Raw genomic sequence first — 19,420 nt, 5'->3', positions numbered from 1 at the left:
AAAAATAGAGAGAGGCGGGTTTGTAATTTTTGATTCAGCTAACTCTTTTTACATTAGCAGCCTGAGGACCCTTAGGAGTTTCAACTATCTCAAACTCCACATCATCACCTTCTTCAAGTGTCCTATAACCTTCGGTTTGAACTGCAGAAAAATGGACAAAGACATCCGCCCCTTCCTCTGGTGTTATAAAACCGAAACCTTTTTGGTTTGAAAACCATTTGACCTTACCTTTACTACTCATACTTCACCTACCTCTTCCTTCTCCCCGTATAGCCAGGCAGACATGGCAAGAAGTAAACATTCTTCTATTTTAATCTTTCTTTCAACTCCAAGCCTGGCTTAAAAACTACAACACGCCTCTCGGGCACAGGAACAATCTCTCCTGTCCGTGGATTACGTCCCTGTCTGGGCTTTCTTGTTTTTACCTTAAAGACTCCAAAATTCCTCAATTCAATATTATTCCCACCCACAAGAGCAGAAGCTATTGTATCTAACGTCAGTTGAACTGTATTCTTAACCTTAGTTTGTTTATAGCCTGTCTTTTCTACAATTTGATTAACAATATCTTTCTTAGTCATCACAACCTCCTTTTTTATCTTCTATTAAGTATTAGGGCCACGTTAGCATAAGAGCAAATTCATGTCAAGATAATTACTATAACTAAAATAGCCTCAAGAAGATAGCAAAAAAACTTAATTTTTGTAAAATCACACTTTTATAATCTCAATACCACCATAGAAAGCTATTCTTCCAGCTGCAACTATAACCAACCCTCTAATATCACTAATATCTTGGGCGTATTTTAAAACAGAGCCTATATCAGAAGAAGATTTAACTCTATTTGAGATAGAAGTAGCTAATGCATCAGCAATAGCAGCTGAATCAGATACTATAGTAACAGCATCGGCTTTACCAAAATTCAAAGAGTGCCCTATCGTAGCTGAAGAAGTACAGACTCCAGCAGGCATAATATTTTGGTCTAATTTTAAACCTATCTTACCCAATATAGAAGAACCGCCCGCATAGAGAGCAACTACACTGCTATCACGAGTATCTATATAGATATCGCCGCCATTTTCAACTATTATATTTTCGCTTAGCTTACGCAGCTCTCTTCCTACAATCTCTGCCATTGCACCGGCAACAGCAGCCATAGGCCCAACATTGGCTATAGAAGCGGCTCTAATCATCTCTTTTATAATTAAAGGTGCCTGGGGTTTAATTTCAACTGGCTCAAGCGAGATGAGAAATGAACTATCTTTTTTTATATACTCTTTTAATAAAGCTCTCTGTTTTTTAACGCAGTCAAGAGCTTGATCCTTAATATCGCTATCTGCCGATATAGAGAGATCCGTCTCCTCAATTTGGACCTGAAAATTTACCCCTCCATGATTTCTGGTCCAATCCCTATAGAATCTGTTTTGCATTAAAAACTAACTTCCATAGCTTTGGTAGGACAGACTCTTACGCAAATTTCGCATCCAATACATTTATCTTTTTCAAAGATTATCTCTTGTGTTGCTCTGTCAGTATATAAAGCATTTGTTGGGCAATAGACTACACAGAGCCCGCAATGAGTACACTTAGACTCATTTCTAACAACATCCTTGCTCAAAGGCTGAGCCGTGACTCCGCTGCTCCTTAGAGACTTAACTGCTTTACTTAAATCTTTAACCGCTCCTGTAAGTTCCAGAACCAAAAGCCCTTCTTCATCCGGAGTAACTGAAGCTCTAAGGATATTAAAATCTAGATTATATTTTTTAACAATATTGCAAATAATAGGACGGTCGACTAATTTTTTAGGAAAATGTAACACTATTTTTTTAGAACCCATCTCTACCTCCGAAAATAAAAAAACTATTTATCTTTTAAAAGTTCGACTATCTTATAACCAAATCCTTCACTGGAAGAGGGGCCACTTGCAGTTATAATATTAGCATCAACCTCGATACCGGAACCACTATAAATTGCACCTTTAGCTATAATCTTATCTTTAAATAAAGCTGATACGGTAGCATCTCTACCTTCCAAAACTCCAGCATTGGCCAGAGTAACAGGAGCTATACATATCGCAGCTAAAACAACCTCCTCTTTTATAGCATCTTGAGCTATAGAGAGAGCTCTATTATCATACCAATACTCTTTCGCTCCCGCACCGCCTATAAATACTATAGCCTTATAATCTGCCACCCTTATACCGTCTAAAGATTTAGCAGCCTCGACATTATGACCCAACATGCCGAAGCAATATCCTGTAGAGCTAGAAGCTATATCTACCTCATAGCCTGCATCTTCAATAATCTCTTTAGAAACAAACAGTTCTTCATCCCGAAAATCTTGTTTAGGCACTATCATCAAAACTTTATCTTGACAATAAGCTTTCATTGTAAATAGTAACCCTGAAATAAAAGATAGAAGTAGAAACTTTTTCAAATAATCCCCTTTTCAAGTAATCTATTTTTTGATTTTTCAACCATATCCTTTTCCGAATCATAGCTCATATAATCTAACACCTCATCTATTCCAAGCCATCTCACTTCTTCAACTTCAGAATCATGATCTTCCAAATCACCATCTTTATACACCATAAGGAAAAACCATACTGTTTTATTTATTTTAACCTTATTTTCAGAATCATGAAACCAGTAATTAATTTTGCCTAATTCATCCTCAATAATACCATTCATACCCGTCTCTTCTCTTACCTCTCTCAATGCAGTCTCTTTATGCCCCTCACCCTCTTCAGCCTTGCCTTTGGGAATACACCAAACAGATAGACCATTCTTTCTTAACCTCCTAACTAAAACAATCTGAAAACTATCCTCTACTCTTCTATATAAAATTCCGCCGCAGGATAGTTCTCTCTTAACCATTTTTAAAAAGAGTTTTTAATAAACTGAGCCGTAAAAGCCGTAAAAAATACAACAGAGAAACTCTTCTCTGGCCAACGTAAAGAAAAATGTATTAAAGGCAGAGCCAAGACAGAGTAATTCACAACATTATTCTCGAGTACAAAATAAATCCCTATATATTTAGCTAAGAAATATATAACCGGGATTAGAATCACCATTATATCTAAAGGCCTATTTAACAGTCGAATCTTAGAAAACCTCTCAAGGAAAGATAATATTGCAATATAAGAGAGGCTTAATATGAGAGAGAAGCAGGCAATATCTTTTTGAAAAAAGTTAGCTACAATAAATACAGCTCCTAACATACAGAGAAAACTTACCTGTTTCTCCCTGGCAATATCCTTAACCCCGGAATAGAGTTTAGACCTCATGAGAAAATTAAATATTCCAGGATTAGATTCAGATACTCTTAGAATTAGAAAGTAAGAGAATAAGACCGTTACGACGATTAAAGAGGCTCTTTTCTCAAATAGAATATACGTCAGCGGAATTACCAAAAATAGAAACTTAAAAAATATTACCATAATACCTCCTGTATTTATTTAGTTATTATACCAGAACCTCTTGACAGATATAAGAGAATATGCGATAGTTAATTCAGCAAATAGTTAGTAGTATTAACTATTTACTGAATTAACTAAAATAAAAATGAATATTGAGCATTTTGCCAAAGAGGTCACAAAGATACTACCTCATATAATAAGGGGTATAGTCAAAAACCAAAATGACGCTTTAAAGAAAGGGACTATTACCCTACCTCAATACCTGACACTTAATATTTTATCTCTGCAAGGACCGCTAAAGATGAAAGATATTGCAGCTGAACTTAACATATCCCTACCTGCTGCAACAGGCCTGATAGATAGGCTTTATTCTATAAAAACGATAGAACGAATATATGATAAAAAAGATAGACGTGTAATCTATATAAAGATTACAGAGAAAGGGAAAAAAATGGTAAAAGATATACGCCTAGAAAGAGAGAAAGAAATAATAGCGCTATTCTCTAAATTAACAGAGAGAGAGAGAGAAGACTATCTGAATATTTTAAAGAAAATAAAAACCGGTCTATATCAAAATGAAGAAAGATAAACATCTGATTTTATATAAAGCAATAGTCCTATTATTAGCTATTCTTATTGTAATGCTTAACAACGACAAAGCTCTCTCTTTAAATGAAATAGATAAAGAGAGAATAGACTTTAAAACTAAAAAAAATGAGCATAACATAACATTGCCTTTATCAATTGAATCTGTAACAGAGCTTGCGCTCAAAAATTCATTAGAGATACAGATTGCAAAATATGATGCCTACAGAAGCAGGACAAAACTTAAAAAAGAAAAGTCTATCTTTGATACGTTTTTAACTTTAGAAGCTGACTATCGTGATAATAAGCAGCAGTTATCCTCAACAATAGATAACTCTCATACACGCAGTAAATCATTTTCAATGGGAATAGAAAAGACTCTGCCAACAGGTTCAACTATAGAACTTGAAGCAGCAGATATAAGAACCTCATCAAGCCTTTCGACAGTTGCAGTAAACCCGAACTATGAAGCATCTGGAGCTATAACTTTAACTCAGTCTTTAGGTAAAAACTTCTTCGGCCTTAAAGACCGGAATGAGATCAAAATAACCAAGATAGATATAGAGAATGCTGAATACTCTTCTTTAGATTCCATAGAACGTGTCATATATAATGTCCAGACCGAATACTGGGGCTTGGTTTTAAGAGATAAAATATTGAATATAAGAAATGATATGCTCAATAAAGCCAACGAATTATATACAAGATATGAAGATAAATATTCACGCGGTCTGGCAGAAGAAGTAGATATATTTGCAGCTAAAGCAAACTTTCAAAATAGAAAGAATGAGCTCCTTGTTGCAGAGCTAGAAAGAGAACTGGTTAAAAACAATCTACTATTCTTGTTAAACGAAGAAGACTCTTCTATTGATATAAAGATATTGGATAGCTTAAAAACAGAGCTTCTAAGTAAAGACGTGAATACGGAATTAAAAAAAGCAATAGAGACCAGGCGTGACTATAAGACTATTGAAAACAGACTTAAGTCCAAAGATATAGATATCAACATAAAGAAAAATTCTCTCTGGCCAGAGATAGATCTAGAAGCAAGTTTTATTAAAAATGGTATCAGAAGCAGCGAGAGCGATGCCTGGAGTGATCTATCAAGAGAGAATGACTCTCAAACTTACGTAGGGATAAGCTTCAATATTCCGATAGAGAATAGAGAAGCCCGTTCAGAGCTTAAAGAAGCACGTCTCTACAAGGAACAGCTCTTGCTCTCTTTAAAAAGAGTTGAACGATTGATACTTAAAGAAGCGTACAACAAGGTCAAAAGCGTAAATAGCTTAAAGAGTCAGACTGAACTTTATAGCTCAATTGTAGAGCTGCAGAGAAATAAACTCCAGGAGGAGATGAAAAGATTTAATTACGGAAGATCCAGCTCAGATGCAGTTATAAGATATGAAGAAGACCTATTAAATGCAGAACTAAACCTTGCAACCACTCTCTATAACTACCATATCAGTTTGATAGATTTGGCTATTACAAAAAATACGCTGCTTGATAGATACTGGAACTCTGAACTATGAAGATAAGTGAATTCTCTGTAAAACACTCGCTATTAATAAACCTCATATCTATATTTATCCTTATCGCAGGATTTTATACCCTCTTTATATCAAAGATAAAGAAGGAGGCATTCCCTGAGGTATCTTTTGATACTGTTATAATAACAACAGTCTATCCAGGAGCAACCCCTAATGAAGTAGAAAAATTAGTAACTACTCCTATTGAGAAAGAACTTAAAGGCGTAGATGGTATAGAAGAGTTTAGCTCTTCTTCAACGGATAACCTCTCTTCAATATCAGTAGAGATAAGTGAAGATGCTAGAGATAAAGATAAGGTAATAGATAATATCCAAAAAGCTGTAGATAGAGTAAGAGGTCTACCCGGTGAGATTAAAGAAGACCCTCGGGTAATAGAGATAACATCGGATGAAATCCCAGTTATTAAAATTGCATTGAGCGGAGATATGAGTGAATGGGATTTGCAGAAAGATGCCGAGAACCTGGAAGATATTCTCGAAGATATAGAAGGCGTATCTTCAATATCTAAAAGCGGTTGGCGTAATAAAGAAGTTTGGGTCGAAGTTGACCCCGATAAGATAAAAGAGTATCAGATCTCGCTTGAAGAGATAATGGCGGCACTGAGTAAAAGAAATATAAGCATACCTGCAGGAAAGATCAGAGCCAATGAAGAGTTCAGCATCAGAACTACAGGAGAGTTCCATACAGTAAATGAGATAGAGAATGTTGTAATAAGAGCAAATGATGCAGGAAACTGGCTCTATGTAAAAGAAGTTGCTAAGGTAAGATTCTCTTTTGAAGAAGAAGATTCAATAAACAAAAACTTTGGTACCCGTTCTATAGCATTAACAGTTATTAAAAAAAGCAGCGGTGATGCAATAAGGACAGTAACTGCTGTTAAAAAAGCTGTCAAAAAATACACAAAGTATGCTAATTCAAAACTCCATATCTCCTATATTGACGATATGTCCTTCTATGTCAAAAGACGCCTTGGGGTATTGAGGCAGAATGGAATTATTGGAATATTTTTAGTCTTGGGAGTGTTGATGCTCTTCCTGAATTCAAAGATAGCCTTTCTTACTGCTTTGGGCATACCTATAGCTTTTAGCATAACTCTGGCAATAATGGGTTTTGTCGGAATAAGTGTAAACCTGATAACTATGTTTGGGCTTATTATAGTATTAGGCATGATTGTAGATGATGGAATAATCATAGCCGAGAACTGCTCCCGCTATATAGAAGAAGGATACCCACCCCGAAAAGCAGCCATTTTAGGAACAGAGGAAGTTATTAAGCCGGTAACCGCAACAATTATAACTACAGTAGCAGCCTTTATACCGCTTATGCTTATGGAAGGTATGATTGGAAAATTTATCCGTGGAATACCTATTGTTGTAACAATTGCTCTAGCTGCATCTTTATTCGAAGCATTGGTAATTCTACCCTCCCATATTGCAGATTTTATAAAGGTAAAAGCAGGTGAAAAATTTAAATCCAGGAAAGAATTACCCTGGTTTAAAACTCTAATTAATTTCTATACTAAAACCATAAATAAAGCTTTAAACAAACGTTACATTGTATTAACAGTGATATTTATAATTCTAATCTTAACATTTGTGACCGCTAAATTTATGCCCTTTATACTATTTGGAAGCCAGGGCATCGAGCAATTCTATATAAAAGCAGAAGCACCAATAGGAACCAATCTTTACGAGACAGAGAGATTGATGTATAAAATAGAAGAAGTAGTATCTGAACTCCCATCTGATGAACTTGATGCCTATACAACTGAAATTGGTAGATCCGGGTTATCGCACCGCACATTCGATCCCAGTGGAAAGATTGGAAGCCATATTGCTCAGGTTACTGTATATCTTAGCCCTACTGCAGATAGAAAAAGAGAGGTCGATGAGATTGTCGACGACTTAAGACCTTTATTAAAAGATCTAGAAGGCTTTGATGAAGTATATTTTGAAAAAGAGAAAGAGGGACCTCCAACAGGTAAAGCCATAGCAATCCAAATAAGAGGCGAGAGCTTTGAGGTACTAAATGAGATATCTCGGAAAACATATTCAATGTTAGAGAATATCCCAGGTATAACCGACATAACATCAGATTACGAAATAGGACAGAGTGAGATAAGAGTAGTTGTCGATGAAGAAGCTGCAGCTAGCACCTACTTATCAATTAGCGAGATTGCTTCAAATATCCGTGCAACATTTAGAGGAGGAATTGCAACCTCAATAAAACCGACAAAAGCAGAAGAAGAGATAGATGTTCTGGTAATGTTTCCGCAAAACTATCGCAATGATAGAGCCACTTTCAATAAAATACTAATTCTCAATAAATTCAATAACCTGATACCTCTTAATAAGGTAGCTAAAATAGAAGATAAGACGGCTATCTCTACGATACGCCACTTAGACGGTAGGAGAGTAATAACAATCAGAGCCGATGTAGATAACAAAAAAATAACCTCTCTCAAGGCCAACCAGCTTCTTGCTCAAAAGATGGAAGATATACCTAAGCAATACCCAGGGTATACAGTTAAATTCGGCGGTGAACAGGAAGAGAACGTAAAATCGCTCCAAGGATTCATGAGAGCTTTTATAATTGCATTCTTCTGCATATTTATGATATTGGCTGCTAACTTTAATTCGCTTATTCAACCATTTATTGTCATGATGGCTATTCCCTTTGGCTTAATAGGAGTAATTTGGGCATTCTTATTGCACGGCCTTCCATTAAGTTTCTTTATGCTTATGGGAGTAGTCGGCCTAAGCGGTATAGTTGTTAATGACTCAATAGTCCTGGTTGAATTCATAAACAACTTGCGCCAAAAAGGCATAGATAGACGTAAGTCGATCATAGAGGCAGGCCGGTTACGTCTTAGACCTGTTCTGCTTACAACAATAACAACTTCTCTAGGTCTAACTCCCACAGCCTACGGCATCTGGGGAGGCGATCCGTTCTTAAAACCCATGGCTTTAACTATTGTCTGGGGTTTAATCTGTGCAACAGTTTTAACTCTAATAGTTATTCCCTGCATCTATGCCGTTATTGACGATATTACTATAAAGATAGCCCATCATGAGACTGCAAGAAAGAAGAACGAGAATAATTCAGACTAACTGCCCTGTGCTAAAAACTTAAATATTTTTGTTTAACTGAATTATTGACTACCATCTATTCATCTTTATCTCTTTATTATTAATTAATCTTTGATTCGTTGTTTATATATCGATACTATTATCACAGTCAATTTGAAGCAGAAAGAACTTTATAAAGAAAACTTTTTCTGGAAAATTTCTCTTATTTCTTTTTGAGTCTCTGAGAAATCTTTCTTGACCTTAATAATACGTATCCTTCCATCAGAATTCTCGGTTAATTGGTAATAACCATCTCTTACTTTTCGATGAAACTCCAAACCTTTTTTTTCAATCCTATCCTTAAAACCTGCTCTTTTTAAACCCTCTTCTATCTCTATATCCAAAAGAAAAGTAATATCCGGCATAAGATTAGAAGTTGCAAAAGAATTCATTTTATCAATAAGCTCTAAAGGAATACCTTCCCCGTATCCCTGATAGGCAAAAGTAGAATCTGAATATCTGTCCAAAATAACTATAACACCTTTTTCTAAGGCAGGGCTTATCTTCTCTCTCACCATCTGCGCCCTAGCAGACAGAAAAAGCAGAAGTTCAGTCTGAGAGTAAAAATTTTCATAATCAAGAGATAACAATACTTCGCGTATTTTCTCACCAATAGAAGTCGAGCCGGGTTCCCTTAAAAAAATTACCTTCCTACCTTTTTCCTGACACCAATCTATAAAAAGGCTTGCTTGGGTAGATTTACCGCTTCCCTCAATACCTTCAAATGTAACGAATACTCCCCTCATCCTTTAATCCCTTCAAGCTTGATGCCCTGGATAAAGAACTTCTGAGCAAAGACAAAGATTGTAACGATAGGAATGATTGCCATAGTAGAGGCCGCCATAAGAAGCGTCCAATTAACAAGGTAATACTGAGACTCAAAATAAGATAGACCGATAGGAACAGTAAACATCTCAATCGAGTTAGTCACAAGAAGCGGCCAGAGCAGACTCTGCCAGTTGCCTATAAAGGTAAAGACGGTAAGAGTTGCCAGAGCCGGTTTTGAAAGAGGCAGTATTATTCTTAAAAATATCCCCAGATAACCGCAGCCATCAATTTTAGCAGCATCTTCTAAATCTTTAGGCAACGTCATAAAAAACTGCCTCAGCATAAAAGTGCCATAGGCTGTAAACATAGCGGGAATAACCAATGCTTTATAGCTATCTATCCAACCAAAGTAGCGCATTAAAATAAAGACCGGTATTATTACAACAGCACCCGGTATCATCATAGTTGCAAGATAGGTAAAGAATATTTTATCTCTAGCTATGAAATTAAGCCGCGAAAAAGCATAGCCGGCAAGAGAGCTTGTAATAACAACACCTAAAGTTACACACAAGGCAACGAATAGAGAATTAAAATAAAATCTTAAAAATGGTATTACCCTAAAAACATCAATATAGTTCTGCCAAATAAAATTATCAGGTATCCAGCTTCGCCAATCTAAAGGGTCTCCTGTATAGACCTCGACAGAATCTTTAAGTGATGTAGATACCATCCAAGCAAAAGGCAGAATCATGGTAATACCAAAAATAGAAAGAAAGAGATACCAAAAAACATTTTTGGTAATCTTTCCATCAAATCTTTTTCTATTTTTAATCTCGCTCTTCATTAAAATTCTCAGTAGTGAACCAAACTCCCGCCTCTCTTCCAATATATTCTGGAGAAAAGAAATATTAAAATAAACAACACCCAGGCAACAGCAGCAGCATAACCAGCCTTTTGAAATTCATAAAGATTTGTAAATATGTAATACATTATAGTGGTAGATGATCCGGCTGGACCTCCCCCTGTTAAGATATATATTATGGCAAAAGAACCCTGTAACCCTCCAATGATACTCATAATGGTTATAAAGAAGGTGGTCGGAGATATCATTGGAACCGTAATATAGCGGAATCTATGCCAAGAGCTAGCCCCATCTATATTTGCTGCCTCATAGAGATCCTTTGGAATACCCTGCAATGCTGCCAAATATAGGATCATATTATAACCGCCCACAGTCATCCAGAGATTAACAAGCATGATTGCCGGCTTTGCCCAATTAGTATCAGACAGCCAATTAGGTCCTTCTATCTCTAAGCCTAATAGAGTTGAGAACTTAACTATCAAACTATTTATAAGCCCAAAATCGGGATTGAGCAAGACTTTCCAGAGAACTGCTATTGCGGCAATAGGACATATAACCGGAAGAAAGAATATGACTCGATATAATACAACACCTTTTAATTTTTGATTAACAGCTACGGCTAATATCAAAGATCCTAGAATGCCTACAGGAATTATAAGCATCAGGAATATAGTATTGTAGAGATAGTACCAGAAATGGGGATCATTAGCTATTAAGTGACCATCTTTAAAATGAAAACCTAGAAGCTTAACAAAGTTGGCAAAACCAACAAACTTAAGATTAGAAAAAAGAGACTCTCCGCTACCGACAAGTTCCCAATGAAAAAAACTTAAGACAAGAGAGAATATCACAGGTAAAAAAGTAAAAACCAAAAACCCAATCATATTTGGAGTTAAAAATAGAAAAGCTGCTAGAGATTCTTTGTTTCTAGATTTCAAATTTAAACCTTTCTCCAGCTGGATCCACCCGCGCCGTCTTCTAAGACTATTCCTATGTTCTCCAAAGAACCTCTTATCTTATCTGCTAATTGATATAACTTCTGATCTCTTAATTCATCTCTAATTCTTACCAAAATATCGACTGCCTGCTTATAACCCTCTATCCCTGAATCAAGATTCTCAAAAAGACCAAATATTTTAGAGAACTTTAAAACAAGATTCTTTATCCTGATCAAAAGAATAACCTTAGACGAAAACTCTATATTTTTATCATCGTATATTTTATTACCGAGACTCAACATCTCATTAAGAACCCCGAATGCTAAGGCAGTATTAAAATTGTCATCCATAGCATCTTTAAATTTAGAAGCTAGACCATCTATCTGATTATCAAATTCAGAATATTCTTTCCCAAACTTTACTTCAGATTTCAAGTATTCTACATTTCTTATCACCCTTAACTTTGAAAAGAAAGAATCAAAACTACTCTTTACTGATTTCAACCCATCCAATCTCTGCCAGGAAAAATCGATAGGACTACTGTAATTTGTAGAGAGAAAAAACATCTTAACAACATCAGGATGATACTTACTTAAAACATCCTCTATTGCTATAAAATTACCAAGAGATTTAGCCATTTTTTGAGCATCAATTGTAAGCATTCCATTATGCAGCCAGTAATTTGCAAATCTCTTTCCTGTTGCCGCTTCAGCCTGGGCAATCTCGTTCTCATGATGGGGGAATATCAGATCTCTTCCGCCGGCATGAATATCAAAAGTATTCCCTAGGTAACATGTGCTCATAGCTGAGCACTCTATGTGCCAACCAGGCCTCCCCTTGCCCCAAGGACTCTCCCAAGAAGGCTCACCTTCTTTAGCTTTTTTCCAGAGAGCAAAATCAAGAGAATCTCTCTTTTTATCGCCTGGCTCAACTCTTACTCCTGATATCATATCTTCAGCAGAGCGATGAGAGAGCTTACCGTAATTTTTGAACTTCTTAATATCAAAATAAACGTCTCCGTCTGAGAGATAGGCACAATCTCTATCAATAAGTTCTTGAATCATCTCTTGCATCTGGGATATGTGATCCGTAGCCCAGGGTTCTAAATCAGGAGGCATTATCCCAAACTGGGTCATCCAAAGATCGTAAACCTTGTAATATTTATCAGCAATCTCACGAGTTGATTCTTTTAGATCTTTACTCGATGAACTTCTAGCCTTATCTATAATCTTATCATCTATATCGGTAACGTTTCTTAAAAACAATACTTCATACCCTGAAAATAGAAAATATTTTCTTATAACATCAAAATCGTAAGCGCTTCTTAAATGCCCTAAATGGGGTTTATCATAGACAGTAGGCCCGCAGAGATAGATGCTGACCTTATTCTCTCTTATAGGTTGAAACTCTTCTTTCTTCTTACTAAGGGAGTTTAAGAGTTTAATCGCCATTCAGCTCTTCTTCTTTCTTTTTACGCCACTGCTTTAAGACACCTTCTATTTCGTTTATCTCGCTCTGAATATGGTCTATAGACTGAGCTAAAGGGTCAGGTAGATTTGTATGATCTAAAGATATCTTGGGTATTTTTACCCCCTCTCTCTTCACCATTCTTCCCGGAACTCCAACGACAGTAGAGTCGTCAGGTACATCTTTTATAACAACAGCATTGGAACCTATCTGAACATTGTCTCCTATTCTTATATTGCCCAGCACTTTGGCTCCGGAACCTATAACAACATTATCTCCTATGGTAGGGTGGCGTTTTCCCCGCTCTTTGCCGGTCCCCCCCAATGTAACACCCTGATAGAGAGTCACATTTTTACCTAGCATAGAGGTCTCACCTATTACAACGCCCATTCCATGGTCTATGAATAGTCCATCGTCTATCTCAGCTCCAGGATGAATCTCAATGCCGGTTAATAGTCTTGCCAGCTGAGATATCAATCTGGGGATAAAAGGCACTCTCAACCCATAAAGATAATGGGATAACCTATGGACGATTAAAGCATGTAGCCCAGGATATAATATTATTATGGCTATTTTGCTCCTGGCTGCAGGGTCACGCTCCATAGCTGCCTCTATCTCAGACTTAAGCAGAATAGAGATAACATATCCCGCTATTATTGCAACAATTAAAATAATTAGAAACATTGTAATTTATTATCTCTGAACTTCATAAAATGTCAATATATAAAGCTAAATTTAGAGAATAAGATAACAGCCAGATTATTATATCTAATTATATAAAATACGAAAGTAGAGACATGCAAGCCAAAAACATAACAATCAATAAAAATATAGTGTTGATTAACCCTGAAATAAACTAATATAGAAAACTCAATCTTTTGTCAGCAGTACAACTACGAAGCAAACAGCTGCATTAGTTGAAAAAGCTTCCTCAGGATGTTTAGCTTTAACAGAGATTAAATCATTGTCTAACTCTAAAATTTCAGCTATATTTCCTCTTATCCTATCCTTATAGGGACTAAGATGCGGCCTCTCTAAAACAACAGTAATGTCGACATTGCTCAAATTATAATCCTTCGAGAGCATTAACTCTTTAACTTGTTTTAAAAAATCAGCACTATCCCTATCCTTATTAGAGCTATCCGTATCAGGAAATAGCTCCCCTATATCTTTATGAGATATAGCACCGAGGATAGCATCAGATAGAGCATGCATAATGAGATCTCCATCTGAAAATCCTTTGAGTTTAAGGTCAGATTCTATCTCAACTCCACCAAGCTTGATCTTCTCGCCTTTTTCAAGACCGTGAGAATCAAAACCAAAGCCAACTTTTATCTGCATTGTTCTAAAATCCTCTTTGCAAATTCTAGATCCCGAGGATATGTAATTTTAAAATTAGATACATCTCCTTCTACCATCTTAACTTTTTTACCACTAAACTCCAATAAATAAGAATCATCAAATATCTCATTTCCTACATCTCTATTTTTAAATTCCAATAATGCTGATTTAATTAATTGAAAATCAAAGACTTGCGGTGTCTGAACAGTGTACATATTATCCCTATTCAATGTCCTAACCGCAAAACCATCTTTAGATATTTTTAATGTCGAACTGACTGCCAATGCAGGTATAACGGCAGAATGTTTCTTCACCTCTTCTAAAAGAACTTCCATAAGTTTAACGCTAATAAATGGACGTGCCGCATCATGTATAAATACATAGTCTGCATACTCGATAGAGTCCAGAGCATTGGAGACGGAATCCACCCTCTTAGAACCGCCCAAGACCAAACTATCAACATCAAGGTTATATTTAGATAAAGCAGATTGGAAATCTTCTTTAAACCCTTTAGGCACAACAAGGATTGACTGATTAAAAAACCCCGCCTCCTTAGATCTAATCAGAGAATGTATAAACAGAGGATAATTATTAAGCTTAACGAGTGACTTGGGAACTTCAGCATCTAATCTTTCGCCGCTTCCGGCTGCCAGAAGAATGAATGCAACCTGCATATCAACGCTTAGCTTTTTTAGCAAATATTATTCTACCGGCTGAGGTCTGTAATGCTGTTGTTACAACTATACTTATAACATTACCCATTAAGTGCTTTGCATCTTCAACCACAACCATTGTACCATCATCCAGATAACCAACCGCCTGCTTGTTATCCTTACCTTCCTTAACAACTCTTATCTTCATATTTTCACCCGGCAATACTACAGGCTTAAGGGCATTGGCAAGGTCATTAATATTTAAAACTACGACCCCTTGCAACTGAGCTACCTTATTTAAATTGTAATCGGTTGTAAAGATAGAAGCTCCATAGAATTTAGATAGCTGAATTAACTTAGCATCTACCTCTCTTATATCAGGAAAATCGTGCTCATCTATAACAACATCTACTTTGGCCTTTCTCATCCTGCTCAAAATATCCAAACCGCGCCTACCCCTCTTTCTCTTAAGATGGTCATGAGAGTCAGCTATATGCTGTAGCTCTTTAAGTACAAACTTGGGAACTAAGAACCTGGCCGATAAAAATTTGGTCGCGCAAAGATCTGCAATCCGGCCATCAATAATTGCAGATGTATCCACAACTATTAACTCATTTTTAGAACCCGAGGCTGAAAACAATTTTGTCTCACTAAATTTGAAAGCTACAGCAAAACAGAGATAGAAAATTAAGACAAAAGAGAGAACGGCGACTATCTCAGGAGCTATACCAAACTTAAAGAAAGAGAACAGCTTTACCGAGATAAGAGAGAATACAGAACTAACCAGAAGTGCAAGTAGAAAAGATGTCAGATATATCGTATTGATTCTGGAGCTAAGATATTCTATTAAAATAAATGCTACTCCTAACGATATAAAAGTAAAAAACGGAATACTATTCAAACTGGCATTCTTAAAATAAAAAAGAACGGAACTTAAAACTACAATCAATATAAAAAAAATCAATCTCATTAATTTCATATTTTACTCCATTATTTTTAATGCTTCTTTAATGTTAACGGTTTCAATTATTTTAATATCAAACTTATCTTTTTCCAACAGGTTTCTTTTGGGGATCAAACATTTCTTAAAACCTAACTTTATTGCTTCTTTTACTCTTTTCTCTGCAAAACCAACTTTTCTTACCTCTCCGGCCAGACCAACCTCACCAAAAACAATTAAATCATTGTCCAGAGTCTTATTTTTGAAAGCCGAAGCCAGAGCTAATATCACACCTAAATCTACAGCAGGTTCTCCTATCTTCAGCCCCCCTACAACATTTATGAAGATATCTTGATTGTAGAGACCAAAGCCGGCTCTTCTCTCTAAAACAGCTGTGAGTAGAGTCATTCTGTTGTGATCCAAACCTATAGTACGTCTCAACGGAAAACCCTGGTAAGACTTAGCAACAAGAGCCTGAATCTGCACTAAAAGCGAGCGTGTTCCTTCAAGAGTAGAGACAATGACGCTGCCGGGTGTCTGACTCTCCTTCTCCAACAGAAATACTGAAGATGGATTCTCCACTTCTTTTAATCCGTCCTCTGTCATTTCAAATAGACCTATCTCATTGGTAGAGCCAAATCGATTTTTTATAGCCCTCAATATTCTGTGAGATAGGAAACTATCTCCCTCAAAATAAAGAACAGTATCTACGATATGTTCTAACACCATAGGGCCGGCAAGGGAACCCTCTTTCGTGACATGCCCTATAAGGAAAGTAGACATACTTCTATCTTTTGCAATCCTCGTTAATCTCTGAGCAGACTCTTTGACTTGGCTTATGGTTCCAGCGGAAGAAGAGAGATCAGGATGAGAGATAACCTGTATTGAGTCTATTACCAGAAAATCTGGATTTAATAACTCAATTTGAGATATTATAACCTCTAGATTGGTCTCAGAAAGAAAGAACAGACTGGGCTCCTCTTTAACATTTAATCTCTTCGCTCTAATTTTGATCTGAGCTAAAGACTCTTCACCCGAAACATAGAGAACGCTTTTTTTAGACCCTGCAATATTAAAAGCTACCTGAAGCATAATGGTAGACTTGCCAATTCCAGGTCTCCCGCCTAGAAGCACAACAGAACCCGGGACAACTCCTCCGCCTAAGACAAGGTCAAATTCATTATCTCCTGTTAAGACTCTACCTTGGTTTTCAAATTCGATTTCGGACAATACTTGAGCAGTCTTACCGCTAGATACAGCCCTGCTCTCCTGCTCTTTAAACTCTTCAATCATGGAATCCCAGCTCTCACACTCCGGACAACGCCCTAAAAATCCCTTGGATTGATAGCCGCAATTTTGACAGACAAATATAGTGCTCTTCTTCATATTAAAAACTGTTCTCAGCGTAAATAACCCTGGTTGCCCTCGTCTAAAGATATATCGTCAGAACTCTTTGTCTTCCTCAATAGCTTCCAAGGATTTCTCTTGATATCTCCTACAATCGCAAGTATCTCATAATAAAGCAGATCCTCAGAAAGAAGCTTACCGAAAGTACCCTCTCCATTATTTATCTTGCTTATAACCTCATTGGTCTCAACTACCAGTTTGTTCAAATTATCACTTAAAGACTTCATATTTACAATTGTATCTTCTAAATCCTGCTTATTCTCTTCTTTGAGAAAAACATCTCTTACAGAATCTATAGTCTGGTCTAATTTTTGAGCAATCTGATATGCCAAATCCGAAAGCTTTGCCATTGGAACAGCATCGTAGCCAACTATAATATCACCCTTCCTTACTAAGGCTCGGTTCTTATCCCCAGGCAATATCTCAACGTATTTTTCGCCCAACAACCCCAGGGTAGATATCAAAATACTGGCATTCTGTCTAATTAGAACACCCTCCTCTATCAACAGATAAACCTCAACAAGAGGAACTTTATTATCTGGATTATAAATTATCTTAACATTTTTAACTTCGCCAACTTTTACACCTGCAAGTCTGACTGGAGCTCCACTCTCTATACCATTTGCAAACTTAAAGAGAGCTCTTACCTCGTAACTTCTTTGAAAGAAGTTAAGATTACTTATAGTAAAAACAAGAGCACCAAACAGAACAATGCCGCAGGCGATAAAGAGACCTAATCTCCATTCACTCTTTCTCCAATATTCCATAATTTTATCCTCCTAACAAAATAAAACTTAATTCAATCACTTTAATATTTATTTTTCGATTCTCCATTTTAAACTTATAGCCCCTGATACTATCTATCATGCTTCTATAGGACCTTGGGCATCACCGTTAATAAACTGCTGGACAATAGGATTAGAGCTGACCCTTATTCCATCTGGACTACCTATCTCGATAATCTTTCCCTTATAAAGCATACCAATCCTATCCGCTATAAAATAAGCACTATTCATATCATGAGTAACCACGATAGAGGTCGCATTGACTTCCCGTTTTAACTTCTTAATCAAATAATTTATCGAGGAGGCAACAACCGGGTCCAATCCCGTAGTCGGCTCATCATAGAGTATTATTTTGGGATTTAAGACTACCGCCCTGGCTATAGCAACTCTCTTTTTCATCCCTCCGCTTAACTCAGCCGGCATCTTATCTTCTATACCCTGTAAACCTACAAGTTTAAGGCAATCGGCCACTCTCTCACAAATTAAATCTTGGTCTAAATCAGTATGCTGGACTAATCCAAAACTAACATTATCATACACATTCAAAGAATCAAAGAGAGCCGAATTCTGGAAGACAAAACCAAACTTCATCCTTAATTTTCTGAGTTCTTTTTCATTTAATTTGAACACGTTCTCATTCTCTATAAATACATCCCCTTTATCAGGTTCAAGAAGATTCATCAAAAGTTTTAAAAATACACTCTTACCGCATCCACTCTGGCCAATTATTACAAAAACATCTTCCTTGTTTATTGTAATATCTAAACCTTTTAGAACCTCTAAATCCTCAAATTTTTTCCAAAGATTGACTACTTTTATCATTATAAAATAAAATAGAAGAATGCGGTTATCAAGCAATCCGCTATAATGATTAAAATAAAAGTATTGACCACCGTACGCGTGGTTGCCCTGCCAACACCTTCGGCGCCACCTCTGGCCATAAAGCCTTCCTGCGCAGATATCAGAGCAATGATAATTGCAAAGACTACAGGTTTTACAAAACCACTATAGATATCCTTCATAGCTAAAGCTTCAAAAGTTAACTTTAAATACTGATTTGCACCGATGCCCAGCTTTGTCACTCCTATCAAGAAACCTCCCAGTATACCTATTATGTCCGCATATATAGTCAAGATTGGAAGCATAAAAAGAAGTGCTAAAAACCTGGGAATCACAAGATACTGAACAGAGTCGGTAGCCATTGATTCCATAGCATCTACCTGCTCGGTGACCTTCATCGTACCCAGTTCAGCAGAGACAGAAGCCCCGACACGGCCGGCAACAACAAGACCGGTTATAACAGGACCCAGCTCTCGTACAACTGAAAGCGCAACCAGAGAGGCAATATATATCTCTGCTGAAAGCCTCTGCATCTGATAAGCACTCTGCAGTGCAATAACTATACCGATAAATATAGCCGTCAAAGAGACTATAGGAAAACTCTCTAATCCTATTTTAATCATCTGCTTATAAAGAAGGTCGAAACGCGGTGTTCTGGTAAAAAGAAGGTTGATTATATGCCCTGTGAGCATAGCCAATTTACCGATATAACAGAAGAAATTGTTTATTCTCTCCTTCATAATT

Annotated in this window: 21 protein-coding genes and 1 pseudogene; 3 read left to right on the top strand and 19 right to left on the bottom strand. The window is 36.6% G+C overall.

Going from position 1 to position 19,420, the window contains the following annotated elements; all coding sequences use genetic code 11:
• Positions 1 to 34: 34 nt before the first annotated feature.
• From P9L98_06445 to P9L98_06415, 7 genes are all read right to left on the bottom strand, one after another.
• Positions 35 to 241 (bottom strand): cold shock domain-containing protein, encoded by a 207-nt coding sequence (locus tag P9L98_06445; GenBank protein MDP8216931.1) that lies wholly within the window; start codon positions 239 to 241, stop codon positions 35 to 37.
• Between the two features lie 64 nt (positions 242 to 305).
• Entirely contained in the window at positions 306 to 578 is a 273-nt protein-coding gene (locus tag P9L98_06440) for an HU family DNA-binding protein (GenBank protein MDP8216930.1), read from the bottom strand.
• Positions 579 to 707: 129 nt separating this feature from the next.
• A complete protein-coding gene (locus tag P9L98_06435) occupies positions 708 to 1,427 on the bottom strand; it encodes a UPF0280 family protein (protein ID MDP8216929.1) in 720 nt (239 codons plus the stop codon).
• A complete protein-coding gene (locus P9L98_06430) occupies positions 1,427 to 1,834 on the bottom strand; it encodes a 4Fe-4S binding protein (GenBank protein MDP8216928.1) in 408 nt (135 codons plus the stop codon). The genes P9L98_06435 and P9L98_06430 overlap by 1 nt, the downstream gene beginning before the upstream one ends.
• Before the next feature lie 23 nt (positions 1,835 to 1,857).
• A complete protein-coding gene (locus P9L98_06425) occupies positions 1,858 to 2,433 on the bottom strand; it encodes a DJ-1/PfpI family protein (protein MDP8216927.1) in 576 nt (191 codons plus the stop codon).
• Complete coding sequence (locus P9L98_06420; GenBank protein MDP8216926.1) at positions 2,430 to 2,873, bottom strand: NUDIX domain-containing protein; 444 nt, start codon at positions 2,871 to 2,873, stop codon at positions 2,430 to 2,432. Before P9L98_06420 ends, P9L98_06425 begins: the two co-directional genes overlap by 4 nt.
• Positions 2,874 to 2,875: 2 nt before the next feature.
• Positions 2,876 to 3,436 (bottom strand): hypothetical protein, encoded by a 561-nt coding sequence (locus tag P9L98_06415; GenBank protein ID MDP8216925.1) that lies wholly within the window; start codon positions 3,434 to 3,436, stop codon positions 2,876 to 2,878.
• 124 nt (positions 3,437 to 3,560) lie between these two features.
• Here P9L98_06415 and P9L98_06410 point away from each other — a divergent pair, with 124 nt between their 5' ends.
• From P9L98_06410 to P9L98_06400, 3 genes are read left to right on the top strand one after another with little or no spacing between them, the layout of a single operon-like run.
• The gene (locus P9L98_06410) at positions 3,561 to 4,004 is read left to right on the top strand and encodes a MarR family transcriptional regulator (protein MDP8216924.1); all 444 of its coding nucleotides are present in this window, start codon (positions 3,561 to 3,563) and stop codon (positions 4,002 to 4,004) included.
• A complete protein-coding gene (locus P9L98_06405; protein ID MDP8216923.1) occupies positions 3,991 to 5,529 on the top strand; it encodes a TolC family protein in 1,539 nt (512 codons plus the stop codon). Before P9L98_06410 ends, P9L98_06405 begins: the two co-directional genes overlap by 14 nt.
• The gene (locus P9L98_06400; protein ID MDP8216922.1) at positions 5,526 to 8,657 is read left to right on the top strand and encodes an efflux RND transporter permease subunit; all 3,132 of its coding nucleotides are present in this window, start codon (positions 5,526 to 5,528) and stop codon (positions 8,655 to 8,657) included. Before P9L98_06405 ends, P9L98_06400 begins: the two co-directional genes overlap by 4 nt.
• A 149-nt stretch (positions 8,658 to 8,806) precedes the next feature.
• Here P9L98_06400 and tmk read toward each other — a convergent pair whose 3' ends face one another.
• The 12 genes and pseudogenes from tmk to P9L98_06340 form a co-directional block, all read right to left on the bottom strand.
• The gene (gene tmk, locus P9L98_06395) at positions 8,807 to 9,421 is read right to left on the bottom strand and encodes a dTMP kinase (GenBank protein MDP8216921.1); all 615 of its coding nucleotides are present in this window, start codon (positions 9,419 to 9,421) and stop codon (positions 8,807 to 8,809) included.
• Complete coding sequence (locus P9L98_06390; protein ID MDP8216920.1) at positions 9,418 to 10,287, bottom strand: carbohydrate ABC transporter permease; 870 nt, start codon at positions 10,285 to 10,287, stop codon at positions 9,418 to 9,420. The genes tmk and P9L98_06390 overlap by 4 nt, the downstream gene beginning before the upstream one ends.
• An 8-nt stretch (positions 10,288 to 10,295) precedes the next feature.
• Positions 10,296 to 11,243, bottom strand: coding sequence for a sugar ABC transporter permease (locus tag P9L98_06385; protein ID MDP8216919.1), 948 nt, complete (start codon positions 11,241 to 11,243; stop codon positions 10,296 to 10,298).
• A gap of 2 nt (positions 11,244 to 11,245) precedes the next feature.
• Positions 11,246 to 12,694 carry a cysteine--tRNA ligase gene (gene cysS / locus P9L98_06380; protein ID MDP8216918.1) on the bottom strand — a complete coding sequence of 483 codons (1,449 nt, stop codon included), beginning with the start codon at positions 12,692 to 12,694 and terminating at the stop codon, positions 11,246 to 11,248.
• Positions 12,684 to 13,349: a serine O-acetyltransferase EpsC gene (gene epsC / locus P9L98_06375; GenBank protein ID MDP8216917.1), complete on the bottom strand. Its 666-nt coding sequence runs from the start codon at positions 13,347 to 13,349 to the stop codon at positions 12,684 to 12,686. The genes cysS and epsC overlap by 11 nt, the downstream gene beginning before the upstream one ends.
• Positions 13,350 to 13,580: 231 nt before the next feature.
• Complete coding sequence (gene ispF, locus P9L98_06370) at positions 13,581 to 14,051, bottom strand: 2-C-methyl-D-erythritol 2,4-cyclodiphosphate synthase (GenBank protein MDP8216916.1); 471 nt, start codon at positions 14,049 to 14,051, stop codon at positions 13,581 to 13,583.
• Positions 14,042 to 14,749 (bottom strand): 2-C-methyl-D-erythritol 4-phosphate cytidylyltransferase, encoded by a 708-nt coding sequence (ispD, locus tag P9L98_06365; protein ID MDP8216915.1) that lies wholly within the window; start codon positions 14,747 to 14,749, stop codon positions 14,042 to 14,044. Before ispD ends, ispF begins: the two co-directional genes overlap by 10 nt.
• Positions 14,727 to 15,308, bottom strand: a pseudogene (locus P9L98_06360) (PIN domain nuclease). Before P9L98_06360 ends, ispD begins: the two are co-directional and overlap by 23 nt.
• 378 nt (positions 15,309 to 15,686) lie before the next feature.
• Positions 15,687 to 17,030, bottom strand: a complete 1,344-nt coding sequence (gene radA / locus P9L98_06355) for a DNA repair protein RadA (GenBank protein MDP8216914.1) — start codon at positions 17,028 to 17,030, stop codon at positions 15,687 to 15,689.
• 14 nt (positions 17,031 to 17,044) lie between these two features.
• The gene (locus P9L98_06350; protein ID MDP8216913.1) at positions 17,045 to 17,818 is read right to left on the bottom strand and encodes an MlaD family protein; all 774 of its coding nucleotides are present in this window, start codon (positions 17,816 to 17,818) and stop codon (positions 17,045 to 17,047) included.
• Between the two features lie 96 nt (positions 17,819 to 17,914).
• Positions 17,915 to 18,658, bottom strand: coding sequence for an ABC transporter ATP-binding protein (locus P9L98_06345; protein MDP8216912.1), 744 nt, complete (start codon positions 18,656 to 18,658; stop codon positions 17,915 to 17,917).
• Positions 18,658 to 19,416: an ABC transporter permease gene (locus tag P9L98_06340; GenBank protein MDP8216911.1), complete on the bottom strand. Its 759-nt coding sequence runs from the start codon at positions 19,414 to 19,416 to the stop codon at positions 18,658 to 18,660. The genes P9L98_06345 and P9L98_06340 overlap by 1 nt, the downstream gene beginning before the upstream one ends.
• Positions 19,417 to 19,420 lie beyond the last annotated feature (4 nt).

Source organism: Candidatus Kaelpia imicola, from assembly GCA_030765505.1.
GTDB lineage: Bacteria > Omnitrophota > Gorgyraeia > Kaelpiales > Kaelpiaceae > Kaelpia > Kaelpia imicola.
This window is presented reverse-complemented; position numbering and strand designations above follow the sequence as displayed.

Excerpts from the sequence above, each read along its gene's own strand:
- P9L98_06445 (MDP8216931.1), bottom strand. The coding sequence starts at position 241 with ATGAGTAGTAAAGGTAAGGTCAAATGGTTTTCAAACCAAAAAGGTTTC.
- P9L98_06440 (MDP8216930.1), bottom strand. The coding sequence starts at position 578 with ATGACTAAGAAAGATATTGTTAATCAAATTGTAGAAAAGACAGGCTAT.
- P9L98_06435 (MDP8216929.1), bottom strand. The coding sequence starts at position 1,427 with ATGCAAAACAGATTCTATAGGGATTGGACCAGAAATCATGGAGGGGTA.
- P9L98_06430 (MDP8216928.1), bottom strand. The coding sequence starts at position 1,834 with ATGGGTTCTAAAAAAATAGTGTTACATTTTCCTAAAAAATTAGTCGAC.
- P9L98_06420 (MDP8216926.1), bottom strand. The coding sequence starts at position 2,873 with ATGGTTAAGAGAGAACTATCCTGCGGCGGAATTTTATATAGAAGAGTA.
- P9L98_06415 (MDP8216925.1), bottom strand. The coding sequence starts at position 3,436 with ATGGTAATATTTTTTAAGTTTCTATTTTTGGTAATTCCGCTGACGTAT.
- P9L98_06410 (MDP8216924.1), top strand. The coding sequence starts at position 3,561 with ATGAATATTGAGCATTTTGCCAAAGAGGTCACAAAGATACTACCTCAT.
- P9L98_06405 (MDP8216923.1), top strand. The coding sequence starts at position 3,991 with ATGAAGAAAGATAAACATCTGATTTTATATAAAGCAATAGTCCTATTA.
- P9L98_06400 (MDP8216922.1), top strand. The coding sequence starts at position 5,526 with ATGAAGATAAGTGAATTCTCTGTAAAACACTCGCTATTAATAAACCTC.
- tmk (MDP8216921.1), bottom strand. The coding sequence starts at position 9,421 with ATGAGGGGAGTATTCGTTACATTTGAAGGTATTGAGGGAAGCGGTAAA.
- P9L98_06390 (MDP8216920.1), bottom strand. The coding sequence starts at position 10,287 with ATGAAGAGCGAGATTAAAAATAGAAAAAGATTTGATGGAAAGATTACC.
- cysS (MDP8216918.1), bottom strand. The coding sequence starts at position 12,694 with ATGGCGATTAAACTCTTAAACTCCCTTAGTAAGAAGAAAGAAGAGTTT.
- ispF (MDP8216916.1), bottom strand. The coding sequence starts at position 14,051 with ATGCAGATAAAAGTTGGCTTTGGTTTTGATTCTCACGGTCTTGAAAAA.
- radA (MDP8216914.1), bottom strand. The coding sequence starts at position 17,030 with ATGAAGAAGAGCACTATATTTGTCTGTCAAAATTGCGGCTATCAATCC.
- P9L98_06350 (MDP8216913.1), bottom strand. The coding sequence starts at position 17,818 with ATGGAATATTGGAGAAAGAGTGAATGGAGATTAGGTCTCTTTATCGCC.
- P9L98_06345 (MDP8216912.1), bottom strand. The coding sequence starts at position 18,658 with ATGATAAAAGTAGTCAATCTTTGGAAAAAATTTGAGGATTTAGAGGTT.
- P9L98_06340 (MDP8216911.1), bottom strand. The coding sequence starts at position 19,416 with ATGAAGGAGAGAATAAACAATTTCTTCTGTTATATCGGTAAATTGGCT.